13 protein-coding genes are annotated in these 17,842 nt (G+C 28.4%); 6 read left to right on the plus strand and 7 right to left on the minus strand.

The window, feature by feature from the left end; genetic code table 11:
* Positions 1-171: 171 nt before the first annotated feature.
* The gene (locus tag B2S02_RS14620) at positions 172-1,137 is read left to right on the plus strand and encodes a hypothetical protein (RefSeq protein WP_346848932.1); all 966 of its coding nucleotides are present in this window, start codon (positions 172-174) and stop codon (positions 1,135-1,137) included.
* 38 nt (positions 1,138-1,175) lie between these two features.
* Here B2S02_RS14620 and B2S02_RS14625 read toward each other — a convergent pair whose 3' ends face one another.
* Both B2S02_RS14625 and B2S02_RS14630 read right to left on the minus strand, forming a co-directional pair.
* The gene (locus B2S02_RS14625; protein WP_346848931.1) at positions 1,176-2,345 is read right to left on the minus strand and encodes a CD0519/CD1768 family membrane protein; all 1,170 of its coding nucleotides are present in this window, start codon (positions 2,343-2,345) and stop codon (positions 1,176-1,178) included.
* 322 nt (positions 2,346-2,667) lie between these two features.
* Positions 2,668-3,402 carry an acyl-[acyl-carrier-protein] thioesterase gene (locus tag B2S02_RS14630; RefSeq protein WP_346848930.1) on the minus strand — a complete coding sequence of 245 codons (735 nt, stop codon included), beginning with the start codon at positions 3,400-3,402 and terminating at the stop codon, positions 2,668-2,670.
* 124 nt (positions 3,403-3,526) lie between these two features.
* On the opposite strand from B2S02_RS14630, the gene B2S02_RS14635 reads away from it, so the two are divergent.
* Positions 3,527-4,828, plus strand: a complete 1,302-nt coding sequence (locus B2S02_RS14635; protein WP_346848929.1) for an ectonucleotide pyrophosphatase/phosphodiesterase — start codon at positions 3,527-3,529, stop codon at positions 4,826-4,828.
* Positions 4,829-4,900: 72 nt separating this feature from the next.
* Here the strand turns inward: B2S02_RS14635 and B2S02_RS14640 are convergent, their stop codons facing one another.
* Positions 4,901-5,416 carry a phosphatase PAP2 family protein gene (locus B2S02_RS14640; protein ID WP_346848928.1) on the minus strand — a complete coding sequence of 172 codons (516 nt, stop codon included), beginning with the start codon at positions 5,414-5,416 and terminating at the stop codon, positions 4,901-4,903.
* A 231-nt stretch (positions 5,417-5,647) separates the two neighbouring features.
* Here B2S02_RS14640 and B2S02_RS14645 point away from each other — a divergent pair, with 231 nt between their 5' ends.
* The 3 genes from B2S02_RS14645 to B2S02_RS14655 all read left to right on the plus strand — a co-directional run bounded on the left by B2S02_RS14645 (position 5,648) and on the right by B2S02_RS14655 (position 12,906).
* A complete protein-coding gene (locus B2S02_RS14645; RefSeq protein ID WP_346920959.1) occupies positions 5,648-10,501 on the plus strand; it encodes a cytidyltransferase in 4,854 nt (1,617 codons plus the stop codon).
* A 14-nt stretch (positions 10,502-10,515) separates the two neighbouring features.
* Positions 10,516-11,775 (plus strand): lactate/malate family dehydrogenase, encoded by a 1,260-nt coding sequence (locus B2S02_RS14650; RefSeq protein WP_346920960.1) that lies wholly within the window; start codon positions 10,516-10,518, stop codon positions 11,773-11,775.
* Between the two features lie 78 nt (positions 11,776-11,853).
* Entirely contained in the window at positions 11,854-12,906 is a 1,053-nt protein-coding gene (locus B2S02_RS14655) for a flavodoxin family protein (RefSeq protein WP_346848997.1), read from the plus strand.
* 71 nt (positions 12,907-12,977) lie between these two features.
* Here the strand turns inward: B2S02_RS14655 and B2S02_RS14660 are convergent, their stop codons facing one another.
* Together B2S02_RS14660 and B2S02_RS14665 are read right to left on the minus strand one after the other, a co-directional pair.
* Entirely contained in the window at positions 12,978-13,283 is a 306-nt protein-coding gene (locus B2S02_RS14660) for a rhodanese-like domain-containing protein (protein WP_051824021.1), read from the minus strand.
* A 73-nt stretch (positions 13,284-13,356) separates the two neighbouring features.
* The gene (locus B2S02_RS14665; RefSeq protein WP_346848925.1) at positions 13,357-14,529 is read right to left on the minus strand and encodes an AI-2E family transporter; all 1,173 of its coding nucleotides are present in this window, start codon (positions 14,527-14,529) and stop codon (positions 13,357-13,359) included.
* Between the two features lie 235 nt (positions 14,530-14,764).
* Here B2S02_RS14665 and B2S02_RS14670 point away from each other — a divergent pair, with 235 nt between their 5' ends.
* A complete protein-coding gene (locus tag B2S02_RS14670; RefSeq protein ID WP_346848924.1) occupies positions 14,765-15,577 on the plus strand; it encodes a DUF368 domain-containing protein in 813 nt (270 codons plus the stop codon).
* A gap of 47 nt (positions 15,578-15,624) precedes the next feature.
* On the opposite strand, the gene B2S02_RS14675 is transcribed toward B2S02_RS14670, so the two are convergent.
* The gene (locus B2S02_RS14675) at positions 15,625-16,350 is read right to left on the minus strand and encodes a hypothetical protein (RefSeq protein WP_346920961.1); all 726 of its coding nucleotides are present in this window, start codon (positions 16,348-16,350) and stop codon (positions 15,625-15,627) included.
* A 280-nt stretch (positions 16,351-16,630) separates the two neighbouring features.
* On the minus strand, positions 16,631-17,794 hold the full coding sequence (locus B2S02_RS14680; protein ID WP_346848922.1) for an iron-containing alcohol dehydrogenase: 1,164 nt from the start codon (positions 17,792-17,794) through the stop codon (positions 16,631-16,633).
* Between the last annotated feature and the right edge of the window lie 48 nt (positions 17,795-17,842).

The following is a 17,842-nucleotide window of genomic DNA, read 5'->3' on the forward strand; positions in this document are numbered from 1 at the left end:
TTTAGCTCTGTAGATTTTTTCTTATACATAGCCTTAATATTTTTTTCTTATCATATCTTCTTTAAAAACTCTTTCTTTAAATTTCAATAGTCTAATATATTTATTATGTGATATTTTATTATTTTTATCGTATAAATAATAAAAGAGTTTTTTGGGGAGGTATCAAGTATTATGAATATTATTGCTATTATAGATATTGGTTCAAATACAGTTCACCTACTAATTGTTAATATAGATGATAAGTCCAATCCAAAGATTATAGATGAAGATAAAGAACATTTAAGACTTGGAGCTACCTTAGCTACCAATAAAATTGTAAGTTCTGAAAAAACCATTCATGTAATAACAGTTTTAAAAAAATTTTTACGTTCTTGTATTATAAATAAAGTTTCTAAAATCATATGTGTAGCTACGGAAGCTTTAAGAGTAGCTGAAAATAGTAACTATGTTCTTGATTTAATAAAAGCTCATACTGGAATTTTAGTTCAGGTTTTATCACCTAAAGAAGAAGCCTATTTATCTTACCTTGGAGTTTTTTCTACTTGTAATCTAGATAAGGGTATAATAATGGACACTGGTGGAAATAGTACAGAATTAATTTTTGTAGAAGAGGGTAAATTTACAAATTACACTAGTATTCCTCTAGGTTCTATAAACATAACTGAGAAAATAAAAGTTAATAAGCGTGGCAGATACTTGAGCTGTGACTACAACGAGGACTTTTTCTATAAGCTATTTTCTAATATACCTTGGATTGAAAGCTTTTATGGAAGCTCTTTAGTTGGCATTGGCGGAACTTTTAAGAATCTCGGAAAGATATATTCTAATTATTTAACAAATTCATGTTCATCTACTAACACAATAGAATTTTCCAACCCTCATGAACTAAAAACTCTTTGTGAAAGCCTTAAAGTTATAAGTTTAAAAGAGAGAGAAAACTTACAAGGTCTTTCAAAAAAACGTGCTGATATTATATTAGGTGGATGTGAAATAATAACTCATATTGTAAACTATTGTAACTTCTATAACATTATTATATGTAGTGAAGGCTTAAGGACTGGTATATTAAATAATTATTTAAATTCCACTAATCAACCCATTGAAGCGCATATAAATGCATATGTATGTCCATTATAATAAAAATAAAAACCACTCTAAAAAGGTGGTTTTTATTTTTATATGAATTTTGATATAAGTAAATATATAAAGTGAGCTGACATACCTGCTATTAATCCACCAAAGGTATGACTAACAATAGCTTTACCTGTTAATTCTCTACACTTTAAACCATCCATCATCGCAACGTGAGTACTTAAATATCCACTCCAACACATCCCCATAGCTGTAAATACTGCAATTTCATTACCACCTATTAATCCATTTTGTAACATTTCCGGTACTAAACCAATTGCAGCTCCTGCTGCCCCTAAAGATGTTATCGGGAAAGCTATAGCTTCAGGACTTTGGAAACCAAATAACGGAACTAATATAAATTGTAGTTTTTCCCCAATCCAAGGTAAAAGTGCGATACCTTCTGATGCAGCTCCAGTGTAAGCTCCAGATGCAGATGGTCCATTAGTAAGCATTAAAACTAAAGTACAAATTATTAAAACTCCTGGAATTATAGCAAGTCCCATTTGTACTCCTGAAGCTCCTCCTTCAAGCATAGCACCAATAAATCTTTCTCCAACACTTCCATCTCTAATTTCTCTATAGTTCATCATGTCAAAACCAGTATCATTGTCTTGTACACACATTTCTTCTTTTCCATAAATTTTCGCGGTTTGTCTAAGCATTAATCTAGTACTTATAATACTTCCTATTACAGCTCCTACATTACCTATTATAGCTGGCAGTATAAAACTTTCTCCTATAGGTGACTTTTGTCCCATCATATAGGTAGTAATAATCAACCCCATTCCAAAGGCTGTTCCTAAATTAGTTAAAGCTGGCAACTGATATTTTTTAAAATATCTTCTAAATCCTTTATCATCTGCTAAAGTAAGTATAGCAGGATTATCAGAAAGATAGGTGGTTAAAACTCCTATAGCACTAGCACCAGGCAAATCATAAAGTGGCTTCATTAATGGTGATAACAATTTGTTAATTAAAGATACCACTCCAAATTCTGATAGAAGTGCAGATATAGCTCCTGCCAATACTGCAATAGCCATTATATAAAAAACTGTTTTCATTAATAAGCTATACGCAGTTTCCATTAGGGTATTAAACATATTTATGGTTCCCATAACGCTTCCCATACCTATGAAAAAACCTAAAAATAAAATTAGAAATATAATACCTTCTTTGCTAACGGCCTTTTTCAAACCCTTCTTATGCGTCAATTATTGCTCCCCCTTATTTTAAATTTTAAATCTTTTATGAATATTCCATATTTATTATGAATTATTTACCCATTAATGTCAATGGTTATTATTCGTAAATTTTTTCACTTTTTATTTCATATTTATAAATATTTTTAAATTAAATTTTATATGTGATTGTTTTCTAAATTTAATTTTCACTTTAATAAATTATATTCTTACGTTATGTATTCCTTTACACTTTTTTATTTATACTATATTAGTTATTTCTTAAAATAAAAGGTATCTAAAAATTTTATTATTTAGATACCTTTATCTTAATGACTTTTCAATACACATTTGTTTAAAACTTTAACCTACATTGAAAAAATTCTTGTTCTGAAATTTCTGAAATTCCATTAATGCAAAAACTATTACTTTCTTTATCCTCAATAAATTTATTCATTATTAACGAATCATCAAATTTAATTTCCTTAATAAAGTTAAGTTGCATATAAGATATTTTCTTTACTCTATGCCAATCTAAAGAAAAGAAATCTTCTATAAAAGAAATATATTTAGCATTATTAACATGATTATTTATATCTATATCATTGTAATATAACTTCCTATTGACAGTTTCTATAGCCTCACCTGGCATCTTTATCTTGTTAAGCTTATTATCAATGACATCCCCTACATTAATATTTATATCTACTGGGCACATGGACGGCTTTTGTGGAAGTCTAGTTTCAATATCTACAATTAAATAATATATCAAAACTCTACCAATAACTTGTCCATCCTTATCCTTAATCTTAAATCTTCTTTTCATAAAAACTTTTTCACGGCCACCTAAACAAGTTTCTACTGTTATATCTTCTCCAACCTTAGGATATCTTTCCATTGTAATTTCAACTCTAGATACTACCCAAAATAATCCTTTATTCATCATAGACTGAAAATCCACCCCCAAAATTTGAGAATGACTTTCTGAAACTTGTTGAACATAATCCATTATTGTAAATAATTTAACATTTCCCTTAAAGTCTCCTTCATGAAACTTTATAGTGAATTGTTCTTTATAATTTAGCTCCAAAATTACACCTTCTTACGCCACTTTTCTTCTTTATTCCTTATTTATATTATCTTACTATGTAGATTTAATAACAAAATTAGTATATCATAATTTATATATAACATAAAGTTAAGGAGAATAAGTTATGAATAATTTAACAAATAAGCACTTAGTTGTTATTTCAATTGATGGATTAAAAGCAGCTGATTTTGATATAATAAGTAACTTACCAACTTTTTCACAATGCATTCAAAAGGGGTCAGTAGTTAGAAATGTTAAATCTATATATCCATCATTAACATATCCAGCTCACACTACCATAGTTACAGGTAAGTATCCTAAAAACCATGGGGTTGTAAACAATAAATTATTAGAACCTGAAAAAGCTGCTCCAGATTGGTTTTGGTTCAGAAAATATGTAAATGGTCCAACACTATATGATATGGCAAAAAGTAGAGGGCTTACTGTAGGATCTATATTTTGGCCTGTTACTGGTAAATCTTCTATAAAATATAATATGCCTGAAATTTTCTCTAACAATAAATATATATCTCAAGAAATGGCATCACTTCTAGGTGGAAGCCCTATATACCAATTCAATTTAAACAGAAAATTCAAACATCTCCTTGATGGTATAAAGGAGCCTAACTTAGATAATTTTGCTACTGCTTGTGCTATAGAAACCATTAAAAAGTATAAACCTAACTTACTTTTACTACATCTCTTAGACCTAGACAGTCAACGTCATGGTTATGGTACTGATTCTAAAGAAGCTGTAGATTCACTTCATCGCCATGATGGAAGATTAGCTGATGTAATAAAAGCTCTGAAAGAAGCTGGTATATATAATAATTCTTCTATAGTTATTTTAGGTGATCATGGATTTCAAGACTTTAATAAAGTTATTACCTTAAACACCCTATTTAAAAATCAAGGGTTAATAAGCATGGGTGATGATAACAGACTTAATTCTTGGAGAGTATATGTAAAATCTTGTGATGGAAGTGCCTATGTATATGTTAAGGATGACTTTAATAAAAATCTCTCCTCAAAAGTTTATAATATTTTAAAAGCCTTATCTCTTGATGAATCTAAGGGAATTGCAAAGATATATAGAAATGATGAGATAATAGATTTAGGTGGTGATCCTAAGGCTACATTTATGATTGAAGCTAAAAGAGGTTTTATTTTTATAGATAAATTTAATGGTACTATAGTGACTTCAACCACTCCTAAAGAGGGAAAATCTAACGGAAATCATGGTTATCATCCTAATAGTCCTGATATCCATACTCTCTTTATTGGATGTGGTGAAGAGTTTAAAGAAAACTTTTTTATGAATAATATGAATTTAGTGGACATAGCCCCTACCCTCTCAAAAGTTTTAGGTATTAAATTTCCAAAATGTGATGGAAGGGTAATTGATGAAATATTGACTATCCATTAATTCTTTAAGAATAATCTATGATGTAATAAAGAGATAAGAATCTAAATTAAATTCTTATCTCTTTCCTAATTATTATACTATCATATGCATACAAAGGGCACTCAAAGTTCCAACTACAACTCCTGCACCTACATCTGTTGGATAATGTACACCAAGATAAACCCTTGAAAATCCCACAAGACTAGCAATTACTATAGATACTACTGCTAATCCAGTAAAGCTTAGTGCAATACTAACTCCAATTGAAAAAGCTGCAGTGGTGTGACCCGATGGAAAGGAATAATCATCTACACCTATCTTCTTTATGTTTAGCGTTGGAAACTTTATATATGGTCGTATCCTATTTTTTACTCTCTTTAAAAAGTGAGTAATACCGCCAGAAGTAATAATTGATAAAGATGCTAGAAATCCTAGGTTCTTAATTTCTTTACTTTTAGACATAACAGTCATCACAACAAAAACCATACAAAATGTGGCAGATCCTAAAAATGTTATATATGGCATAATTTTATCTAAAAACTTGCATCGTAATTTTTTATTTATAAACTGCAATAGTGTTATATCCACTTTTTTTATTAATTCTATCATAGATCCTCCTAAAAACATCATAAATAGATTATATATAAAAATAAGATAAAATAAAAGTTTTTCATTTAATTCTTTCTTATTTCTCTTTTATAATAAATAATTAGATTTTATGAATATATTATTTAGATTATTATTATAGTATATTTATTAGGATAAATGCAGTTTAAATGATAAAATATTTATAAGAAATATGTTTTATACATGTTATATATTGATGTTTAGGAGGTCTCTATGGAAATTTTACAATTAAAAGAAATAAAGAAAAAAATTTTAAGAAAGCTTTATAACTCTCATTTCTTAAAATCTGAAAATATATCACAAAAATTTCTTGATAAGCATATAAACTCACCAGTTTTTTTATACACACTCCAAGACATTTTAGTGGAAAAAGATTTTTCTCCATCTAAAGTTCTTTATCTATGTACTCCTTTATTAAATGATTTATATGAAGATGGTCCTAATGAATGGTTAGTATATTTATATAATTATGCCTTAAGCAAGAATTTTAAAGATGCAGTAACTATAGAATTAGATTCAAAATTAACTTCAGGATGTGAAATATTCCTTAGAATTTATAAGGTTCTATGTAATATAGAAAAATCCATATCTGATTCAGATTGTTGGCAAGCAAACTATCCTTTAATAACTTTAACAGATAGTGAAATTGAAGAACTAGAAAGAAAAGATGAATATTTAAAATTCATTAAAGCCTTTGACCGTGACTATGTATATGAAATGATGAAGCTTAATGGAGAAATATTTAAGTATAATACTTTAGATCACATCTGTGGTGTACATTACCTAGCTATGTTTTTAGCACGCCAACTTAAAACTAAAGGGTTACCTATAGATTTAGGAAGAGTCTCTGGAGCTGCTGCCGGACATGACATTGGAAAATATGGATGTAAAGGTGAAGAGCTAAAACGCGTTCCACATCTCCACTACTATTACACAGACCAATGGTTTAGAAACCACAATATAAATTATATTAGAAATATCGCTATAAATCATTCTACTTGGGATTTAGAACTTGAAAATCTATCTTTAGAATCATTAATACTCATCTATTGTGATTTTAGAGTTAAAAATGTATTTACTAATTCATATCCTACTATGCATATTTTTTCTTTAGAAAACTCTTTTAAAGTAATTCTTCAAAAACTAGAAAATGTTGATGCTAAAAAGGAATCTCGTTATAAAAAAGTATATGGCAAGTTAAAAGACTTCGAAGATTACATAAAGAGTATTGGTGTAAATGTTGATTTAGATTTTAAAGAAGACAATTTAACTTCTGCAAACCCTCCAATATATTCTTTGCTTAGAGGAAAAGAAATAACTGATAGTATGAAACATTTAGCAATAAATCACAATATAAATCTTATGTACTTATTACGTGATGAATATTCGTTAAATACTATATTAGAACAGGCTCGAAGTGAGAATAACTGGAAAAATCTTCGCCAATATATAAGAGTATTAGAAGAATATTGTACTTACTTTACTCAAAAACAAAAGCTACAAACTCTAGAATTTCTTTATGACAATTTAGCTCATAGAGAAGATGACATTCGCCGTCACTGTGCATATCTAATAGGAAAATTAATAGCTATTTTTGATGAAGATTATAGTAAAGAATTACCTAAAAACGTATCTATAGATAAACCTAACATAAATAGTTATCAATTATTTGAAGAGTATATTTCATTAATGCTTTATCCTAGCGGTAAACTAGTAAATGCTCATAAAAACTGGATTGGCTATAATACTAAAATCATGGTTAACTCTGTTTTTATAAATTCCAGAAAAATTTTTATGAAAATATATAGAAGTATTCTCTTGAAACATTATATGTCTCAAAACATAACTTCTTTTGAAACTCAGCTGTATTTACTCTATACCGCAAAGTATATATCTTTTGAGTCCTATGATGAAACTTTAGATTCACTCATAGAATTCATTATTGATAAAGTAAAAAAAAGAAATGTAGTTATAAGATTAGCTGCTCTTGAAAGTTTAAACGATATAATTCCTAAAATACCACCTACTCATTCTATACTTGATTATATGATTAAAAATCTTGGAGAAATTAAAACTAGAAGGAAAAATTCATCTGAAAATTATTTATACTTAAAAATTTTCACAACTCTTAATATGGATGACCATATATTTCTTTTTAAAACTTACTGTAAGGAAGATTATAATAAAATCCCAGATATCCTCCTTAGCAACTTAAAAACAGCTACTAATTGGGTAGTAAAAAAACATCAGATAGATATACTTCTTAATTATACACTCTATATTGCGCCAACTACAGGACTTCATACTTGCATTCACTTTTGTAATATGTTAAAAGTTAGTGCTATGGAAAGTGTTAGAAATAGTGCAGGCTCTTCAATACTTAAAATTATGCCTAACCTAAATGATTCAGAAAGAAATGAAGTAGCTATAGAGCTTTTACGTGGACTAGAAATTGAAGGCCAGAAATTCACAGAATATATATCACCTTTCTTAGGTCAGATAATCTTATGGCTAGCACCTAATGAATTAGATGAAATTATTGATGATTTAAAAAGCAAAATCAAAACTTCAAATGAAGATGTTAAGATACTAATTCTTAAAGCTATAGGAATCTCCTTGTCTAACTATGATGTATATAAATCTCGTTATAATGAAAATGAAAAAATTTATAATGAAAGATTAAAATCAATGTTATCTATTATTTTAAATGGTATAGGTGATTATAAGGATAAGGTTAAACAAGCAGCCATAATCACTCTTGGCAAGGATATATTTGGAAGTTCAACAATTTCTATAAATGATAAGTTATATGTTTTCAAATTAGTAGCTAAAAAAATTCTTACTCTTGTAGGTAATGATGACAATAATAGATTACTTTTACTAACCAATGCAGCTGCTCTAAATCACATCTATAGATTCATAGCAGACTATACTTTTTTAAATGGCGATATTCTTATAGATATACCTAAGAAAATAGCATTTTTCCCTGGTACCTTTGACCCTTTCTCTTTAGGACATAAGAATATTTCTAAAGCAATTCGTGATTTAGGTTATGAAGTATACTTAGCCGTGGATGAATTTTCTTGGTCTAAAAAAACCTTACCTAATCTTTTAAGAAAAATATTAATTAATTTATCAATTTGTGATGAATTTAATATTTATATATACCCTGAAACTATACAAGTGAATATATCTAATACTGATGATTTAAGAATGCTTAAGGAATCATTTTCAGATTCTCAAATATTCTTTGTTTCAGGTAGCGATGTACTTTTAAATGCCTCTTGCTATCGTAATCCTGTGGAAGAGGATTCCATTCATACTTTTAATCACATAATTTTTGAAAGAGGTAATTCAAAAAAACTTTTAGCTGCTAAATCTCTCATAAATGGCACTGTAGAAGTATTAAAACTTCCAGCTAAATACTCTACCATAAGCTCTAGTCAAATCAGAAACTATATAGATAGAAATAGAGATATTTCAACCTTAGTAGATCCTTTAGTTTCTCAATATATTAATGAAAATGGTTTTTACCAACGAGAACCCCTAGATAAGCTATCTCTAAATGAAAGTCACTTAGATTTTGAATTTGTTGATGAAGTTACTGATAATATAATATTAAAATTATTTTCTCATTTAAACCTTAGTAATGAAATGAAATCTATCTTATCAGAACTTAAAGATAAGGAAGCTCCTAAACTAGTAATGATTAAAGATTCTAAAAAAAGTGAAATTCTAGCTATTGCCGCAATGCATTGGGTTCGTTCAAATAATCTTTACGATGAAGTTAAAGATGAGAATATTTCTAGAGCACTTCGTTCCCTATCTACAGGAAGAATGATATTTATAGATGTAATTTATGTTACTGATAGAGAAAAATATAAATTTCTTGAGCAAATTATTTTAACTGAGGCTTTAGCTTATGCTATTTCTAAAGATTATGAATACGCTGTTTTTAATCCATGCCATAGTTCATTATCTAGCTCAACCTTAGTAGAAATAATGCTATCCCAAGGTTTTGTAAATATTGGCTCTGAAAATAAGGAGTCTCCTGTATTAGCAGTTAATATGACTAGTCCATGTATTTTGAACTTAGATGTAGAAAATATTTTAAAAGAACCTTTTAGAAGTAACTCTAAAATTAAGAATGTAATTAATTATAGAAGAAAATTATTGCAAGGTGCTCTTTCAAAATTATATCCTAATGAACTTTTACTTTGCTTTAATAGTGAAGTACTTCATCAAAAAATGATAAGAAATATTTGTCATGAAAATAGTATTTCTACTTATGTAAAAGCATCTAAGGAATATGGTGAAGCTATGTGTGTACCTTATGGTGATATTTTAGATAGAGATTTAGTACCAAATACTGTTACCAAATCCCTTCATACAGAAAAATATTATTATGGTGATATGAAGAACTTCTTTATAGGCGAATCTCCCTATTACCTATCTTTAAATAACCAGATGAAAATGATAAAGTCCTTTAATCGACCAATTTTTTTAGTAGATAACATTCTCCATAAGGGGTATAGAATGAGAGCCTTAGACCCTATACTAATTAATCAAGAAATTAATGTAAAAAAAATCCACTGTGGTATTCTCTCTGGTAGAGGAAAAGATTTAATGGATATGCAAAATAGGCAAGTTTCTAGCGTATACTTCATACCTAGACTCAAAATTTGGTTTAATGAGAATTCTTTATATCCATTTTTAGGTGGAGATGCTATATGGAGAGGAGAATTTCCTAAACGAAACTTAATTCCATCAATTAATAGTATATTACCATACACTTACCCAGTATTTATAAAAAATACTTCCCACGAAAATGTTTATAATTTTTCTAAGGTTTGTCTTGAAAATTCTATAGAAATACTAAAAATACTTGAAAGAGAATATCATAACATATATGGGAGAAATCTAACCCTTTCATCACTAGGCGAAGTTATAACTACTCCTCGAAGTCCAGATATTGGAAAAGGAATTGAATATGATTTATCATCTACTCCATCAGCCCTAGTTGAAAAGGATTTAGAACTACTTACCAGACTTGAAAATATGCTATAAAAGGAGAACTATACATGTTTTACTATATATTTAATAATAATTTAATTATAACTAATGAATTTATAACACGAGATGACTTTATCTCTACAGATGAAAATTTCTGTAAAAACTATACTGGTAAGATCTTTGCTTTAACTTCTATAAATTGTGAAAATTCTAGAAGATCCTTTATAGTCTCTACTGAAAATCTTTTGTTTTTAGAAAAAGAGGATTTAAGTATACTTAACTCCTCTTATAAAATAAATAAAACAATACCTATCTGGCTTAAAAATGCCATTAATGAAAAAAGAGTTATTTCCTTAAATACTAATTATCCAAACTTTCTAGATGTGATAGTCTATTCTACCCCTCTAAAGTGGAAAGTAAATGTAGTTGGTTTAGGAGATGTAGGTGCAACTCTTTTAACCGGCCTTAAACTTCTAGGTAATGATGTAATATCTAGTTTAGGTATTTATGATAAGGATTTTAAAAAAGTGAATCGACTTAACCTTGAATTATCTCAAATTTTATCTTGCGATGGTAAAGAAAACAATCTACAAATTCTTCCCTTAAGGGAAGAAGATTTGTTCAACTGTGATATGTTTGTATTTTGTGTATCTGTAGGTATTCCTCCTATAGGAAAAGAAGAAAAAGATGTAAGACTTGTTCAGTTTGATGGTAACAGAAAAATCCTTAAAGTATATGGACAAATGGCAAGAGATGCAAAATTCAAAGGAATCTTTGCAGTAGTATCTGATCCTGTAGATTTATTATGCAAATCTCTTTTTATTGATAGCAATAAAAATAAGGATGATACCCTTGATTTTCAAGGTCTTGCTCCAGAGCAGATTCGCGGATATGGATTGGGGGTTATGAATGGTAGAGCAGCTTATTATAGTAGTTTAAGGGAAGATACTGCGAATTATTTACAAGAAGGTAGAGCTTTTGGTCCCCATGGTGAAGGATTAATAATTGCTAATAGTATTGAAAACTTCAATGAGTCTGCCTCGGATTTTCTTACTGAAAAGGCTAAAACTGCAAATTTGGAAGTTCGTGCTACCGGATTTAAACCATATATAGCTCCAGCCCTATCTTCTGGTGCTCTCAGCATCCTTGATACAATTAAAGGTAACTTCCACTATTCTTCAAACTTTATTGGTGGTACCTATATGGGGTGCAAAAATAAATTTCTAAATGGATGTACAGAAAACGAAACATTAGATTTACCTTTAGAATTAATGAATAGATTAAAAAATACCTATAATCTTTTAAATGAATTGTATAATAAAAAATAATAAGAATAAACTGTTTATATATCTAATATTTTTTATAACAAAAATGTTATTAATAATACTTTGTTAGGAGGGATAATAATAGAAACTTTATATGTGATATTACCAAATAAAAATACATCTCCTATATTGAATACTATGGTGTCTCATTCACTTAAAAATATACATCATGTAATAATAGATGATGTATGTAATCTTCCTGATTTATCCTATAAAAAATTACTTTTTGTAGCTCAGGTTGAGGATGTTGGTTTTGATATCCCTATGATTAACCTTCTATCAAAACTTCTAGAGAAAGGTAAAGACACCTTACTTGGATCTACCGGTGCTATTCTTATATATAGTATTGATGACCATGGTACAAAACGTTTTGCTCAAGATATTGTATATATTGCTAATAATATGGGATGTGCTTTTATAGGCCATCCTCTAGTAGAAGCCACTAGTTCTTTAAAAAATTTTTTAACGTGGCAAAAGACTATGGATATGTCATTGAATGATATTTGTTATGATCTCTGTAGGAAACTAGTCAATCGCCTTGTAAAGGATAATCCTAAGACTCTTCAAAGTGGAAAGATTTCTGTTATATACTCTAGTCCACATAAATCATCTAATACCTTAGACCTATGGCACCTAGTATCTGATCATATTAATTATTTTCAAATTAATGAAATACAAATTGAAAGAGGAGAAGTGCTAGATTGTATAGGATGTCCTTATAAACTTTGTCTTCATTATGGAAAGAAAAAAGGTTGTTTCTATGGAGGTATTATGACAGAAAATGTTCTTCCCGCCATTGAAGAAAGTGATGCAGTAATTTGGCTATGCCCTAACTATAACGATGCTATAGCAGCTAATTTAACAGCTGTAATAAACCGTCTTACAGCACTATATAGAAGATGTAACTTTTATAATAAATCCATCTTTGCTGTAATAGTATCTGGAAATTCTGGTAGTGATTCTATTGCTAAACAATTAATAGGTGCTCTTAATATAAATAAAGGATTTAGGCTTCCACCTTATTTCTCTATTCGTGCCATAGCTAATGATCCTAAAACGATTTTTTATGTAGAAAATATAAAGATGAAAAGTGAAGATTTCGGTAAAATAATTATAAATAATATAAAGGTGTAGAGATTGCTCTCATACACCTTTATATTATTATTATTTTTATTTACTTACTAGCTACTTTAAATAAATTGAAGCTATTTTTTAAGATCATAACTCCAATTTGTAATACCACCTAAATCACACACATTAGAATAATCTAAGTATTCTAGCATCATTGCAGCTCTAGCACTTTTATTGCCGCTATAGCAATATACACATACAGTTTCATCTTTATTCTGAACTATATCTTCAATGTCATGAGAAATATCACTTAAAGAAATCAATATGGCCCCTTCTATATGTCCTTCTCTGTAAGCCTGTTCATCTCTTAAATCTAGTATAACTAATTTCTCATTGCCATCCATTTTTCTCCTTAATTCTTCTGCTGAAATTTTTCCCATACTTATTATCCTCTCTTTTGCTTCTATTTACAGTTCCTACCCTTATATTCATAACTAAATCAGTTTTATTATACTATATAATTGACTTTTTTTTATAAATTCTGTGAACATATACACTTAGTATAGCTGCAATAGGTACTGCCACTATCATTCCAATAGCTCCTGCGTACCCTCCTCCAATGGTTAAAGCAATTAAAGTCCAAACAGCTGGAAGTCCTACACTACCACCTACCACCTTAGGTTGTATAATATTACCATCAATTTGTTGATATATAATTAAAAGTATGAATCCCCAAATTCCAAGTGTAATACTAGAAAACATCCCCAATATAAATGCTACTACTGCTCCTATAGCGGGTCCTATATAAGGAATTACATTGCTTATACCTGCAATTACTCCAACAAGTACAGCAAATGGATGATGAATCATTAACATAAGTATAGATGAAACTATACCTACAATAAGGGCATCAAGTAAAACTCCTCTTACAAATCCTCCTACAACTTCATCTAAATCTATAATAAATTGCTTAAGTACTGTTCCTAACTTTCCTGGTATAAAAGCTCTCCCAAATCTCCTAATAGTTTTAAATAACATCTCTTTATCTTTTAAGAAATAAAATGTAAATATTATACTTAAAACAAAATCTATCATAAATGAACCAAATCCATAAATGCTATTTGTAATTATATTAACTATCTCTTGACCAATAACTGCAAATGCTGCTGTTACCTTATCAATATAAGTACTAATTTGCTGATAATTTATATCTAAAGTAGCAAAATACGAATTCAAGTTATTTATTCCATTCCTTACTACACTCTCATATTGTGGAATATTATTTATTAATGATTTTGCATTCTCTAAAAGAGGTGGAATTATAAAATTAAATATTAATACTACTGATAGTATTATTATAAAAAAAACTAATACGATACTTATAATTCTATATATCCAATTAAATTTATTATTTTCCTTTACACTAACACATTTCTTAATAAAGATTTCAATACGTCTTACTAAAGGAAATAATAAATATGAAATTATAGCTCCTATTATTATGGGTCTTATTACACTTAAAAATCCTAATATTGCATTTTTAATTATATTAATAAAAGTACCACTTCTACTTACTATTTCATAGCCTATAAATAAGGCAATTCCAGCAATAACAGCTACAACTCCAATATTTATATACTTTCTATCTATATCTAACTTTTTATCTATTCTAAACCTATCCCACATATGATTTGCTCCTTTATAAAGCTTGTTTTTATGTTGATTTAATAATATTAAAATTTAAATAATCCATCATATCTGCATTATAACACGAATAACCTAAAATTAACAAAAAATAAATATATTATTAACTTTTAAATAATTAATTTGCAAATTAAAAGAGTTCTCAATATAATTAGAGTAGTTATTTATAACCTTAGTTTAAATTAACTACAAATTTAATTATATGAGGAGATAAAGTATGGAAAATATATTTGTTATTTTAAAAGGAATGGTTATTGGTGTCTCCAATGTTATTCCTGGTGTTAGCGGAGGAACTATGGCGGTAGTTCTAGGTATTTATGATAAACTTATATCTGCTGTAAATAGCTTTTTTAAAGATTGGAAAAAAAATATTTTCTTTCTTGGTGAAATAGCTATAGGTGCAGGCTTAGGTATAATACTATTTAGTAAATTAATTACAAATCTATTAACAAATCACCCTGAGCCAACCAATTTCTTTTTTATAGGATTGATTTTAGGTTCATTTCCTATGCTATATAAAAGAGCAACAAAGGGAAAAGTAAAAAAAATAAATTATCTTTGGTTTCTCTTGACTTTCACATTAATGGTAATTATGTCTATATTTAGTGATGTAGAAGTTAGCACTATAGCTATGACTAGTTTAAGTGTAAAATCTTTTATATCCCTATTCCTAGCAGGATTCATTGCAGCTGCCACTATGATTCTTCCAGGGGTAAGTGGTTCTTTAGTACTTTTGATTATTGGACTATATACTACTTTTACTAATGCAGTTTCTACCTTTAATATTCCTTTACTTATTCCTGGTGGTTTGGGTGTTCTTGTCGGTATATTGACTATGACAAAGCTCATAGAATCCTTTATGAGTAAATATCCTCAACCTGCATATTTTGCTATTTGTGGATTAATTTTAGGTTCTGTCTTTCCAGTATATCCTGGTTTTACTTTTAATTTATCAGGAATGCTATCAATTATAACTTTTTTAATTGGTTTTATACTTACATATATACTTGGGAAAAAAGAAAATAATTAGAACATAAAAAGTAAAGACTGTTTCTAAATTGAAACGGTCTTTATTTTCTATGATAGATTATTTTCGTCCTTTAACCAAATTTTCCATTGAACTTCAAAGTCATCAATAGAACACTTTAATATATTAAAAATATCATCTACATCATAGTTTCTTATAATTTTATTTATTGTTTCCTTACCATAGTTTTCTTCTATATACTTGACTATAGTCCATGCCCATATCTTATATAGACTTTCATTTTCTTGAATTTCATTTAATTGTGGTATCATGTCTTTCTTTATAGCTTCATTTATTACTTTTTTTACTTCACCCTCTTTCCATAATTCAGATAAATACATAGCTATTCCTTGTCCTATCCATGTAGATGAAACTTCTGAATTTAAAGATAGAAATTCATGAAATATATGAACTACCTGACTGTAAATTACTTTTTTAAGCTTATACTCATCATAAGTATAAGTAGATTCTTCTTCATATGCAAAAGGTGATAATATCAACAGATCATTTTTAGATGTAATAGCTACTTGACTTTTCTTAGATTCATTATTCCCCCTAAGTTTTAAAATCATTTTACTTATATAATTATATTCTCTTCTGTTCATAGCTATAATAGCCCTTATAGAAAATCCTTTATCTATTAAATGAAAATAATTTTCTAATTCTTTATATGCATAAAGTATTTCCTCTTTAACTTCTACTACAAATCTCATATCATTTCCAATATAATAAACCGTTATATTTTCATTTTGTACATACCTATAACTTTCTAACATTAATCTACTCCCCCAAACTCCAGTAATATACCCCATTTTTTCTTATATATTCTATAAATACGTTACTATTCCTTTTTATTTTTATAAAATATCTTTAATTAGTATATTATTAAATTTATTAACATTAAATTATACTTTAATTTTGTAAACTATCTCCTGATATACTTATAATTCTTTTAAAATATTTTATAATATAAAATAAAAAACATCACATTAAATAAACTAAGATTTATTTAATGTGATGTTTACTTTAAGTTAATAATATTGTATTCTTATAAGCTTATTCAAAAGCAATTTCTAATATATTATAGATATCATCTCTTTTTAAAGGTTTAAGTGTTCCAATAGGTGCAAGGATTGCAGCATTATCAGCTATAAAATCTAATTCTTCTCTCTTAACTCCCACTTCTTTTAAAGTTATAGGTGCTCCTATCTCCTTATAGAAATCTCTCAGCGCCTCAATACCTTTTAGGGCCTTTTCTTCGTCACTACCTTCATTTATAGTAAATACATGACATGCAAATTTCGCAAATTTCTTAGCATCTTCTTTATAAACATATTTCATCCATGCTGGCATTATAATAGCAAGACCTGAACCATGGGCAATATCATTAAGTACTGAAAGAGAATGTTCTATAGAATGAGATGCCCAATCACCTTTCCTTCCAACTCCATTCAATCCATTTAAGGCTAAAGTTGCTGCAAAAGCAAGTTCACTTCGTGATTTATAATTGTTGCTATCTTTTAATAACTCTCTAGTATGTGTAATTACAGTTCTTATAATACCTTCTGAAAGTTCATCAAGCATATCAGTACTTTCTGTTCCACCATAATAAGCTTCAAATACGTGACTTATAGCATCTATTGCTCCATTAGCCGTTTGATTGGATGGAAGAGATCTTTGAACTGAAGGATCTAAAATAGATACTTTAGGATATAATAAAGGTGAACCAAAGCTCCACTTTTTACCTTCATCTTCATTAGTTACTACACCACCTGAATTCATCTCAGATCCTGTTGCTGATAGAGTCAATATAGTAAATAGAGGTAGTGCTTTTTTAACACTTCCTTTACCTTCAAATAACTCCCATACATTGCCCTCATAGCATACTCCCGCAGCTATAGCTTTAGACGAATCTATTACACTTCCTCCACCTACAGCTAAAACTCCATCTACCTCATTTTCTTTAGCTAACTTTATGCCTTCTTGAACCTTTGATAATACTGGATTAGGCTTAACTCCTGATAATTTAATATAATCTATGTTATTATTCTCTAAAGATTCTACAACAGTATCATAAACTCCATTTTTCATTATGGAGCCTTTTCCATATACTATTAATACCTTTCTAATTCCACTCTTAACTAAATGTTCTCCTATAGTTTCTATTGTACTTTCTCCAAATACTAATTTAGTTGGATTATAAAGTGTAAAGTTTAACATATGCTTTCCTCCTCTTATACTTATATTGTTTGTAACAAACATCTCTTT

This window comes from Clostridium sp. UBA7339 (genome assembly GCF_002470865.1).
In the GTDB taxonomy this organism is placed as follows: domain Bacteria; phylum Bacillota; class Clostridia; order Clostridiales; family Clostridiaceae; genus Clostridium_J; species Clostridium_J sulfidigenes.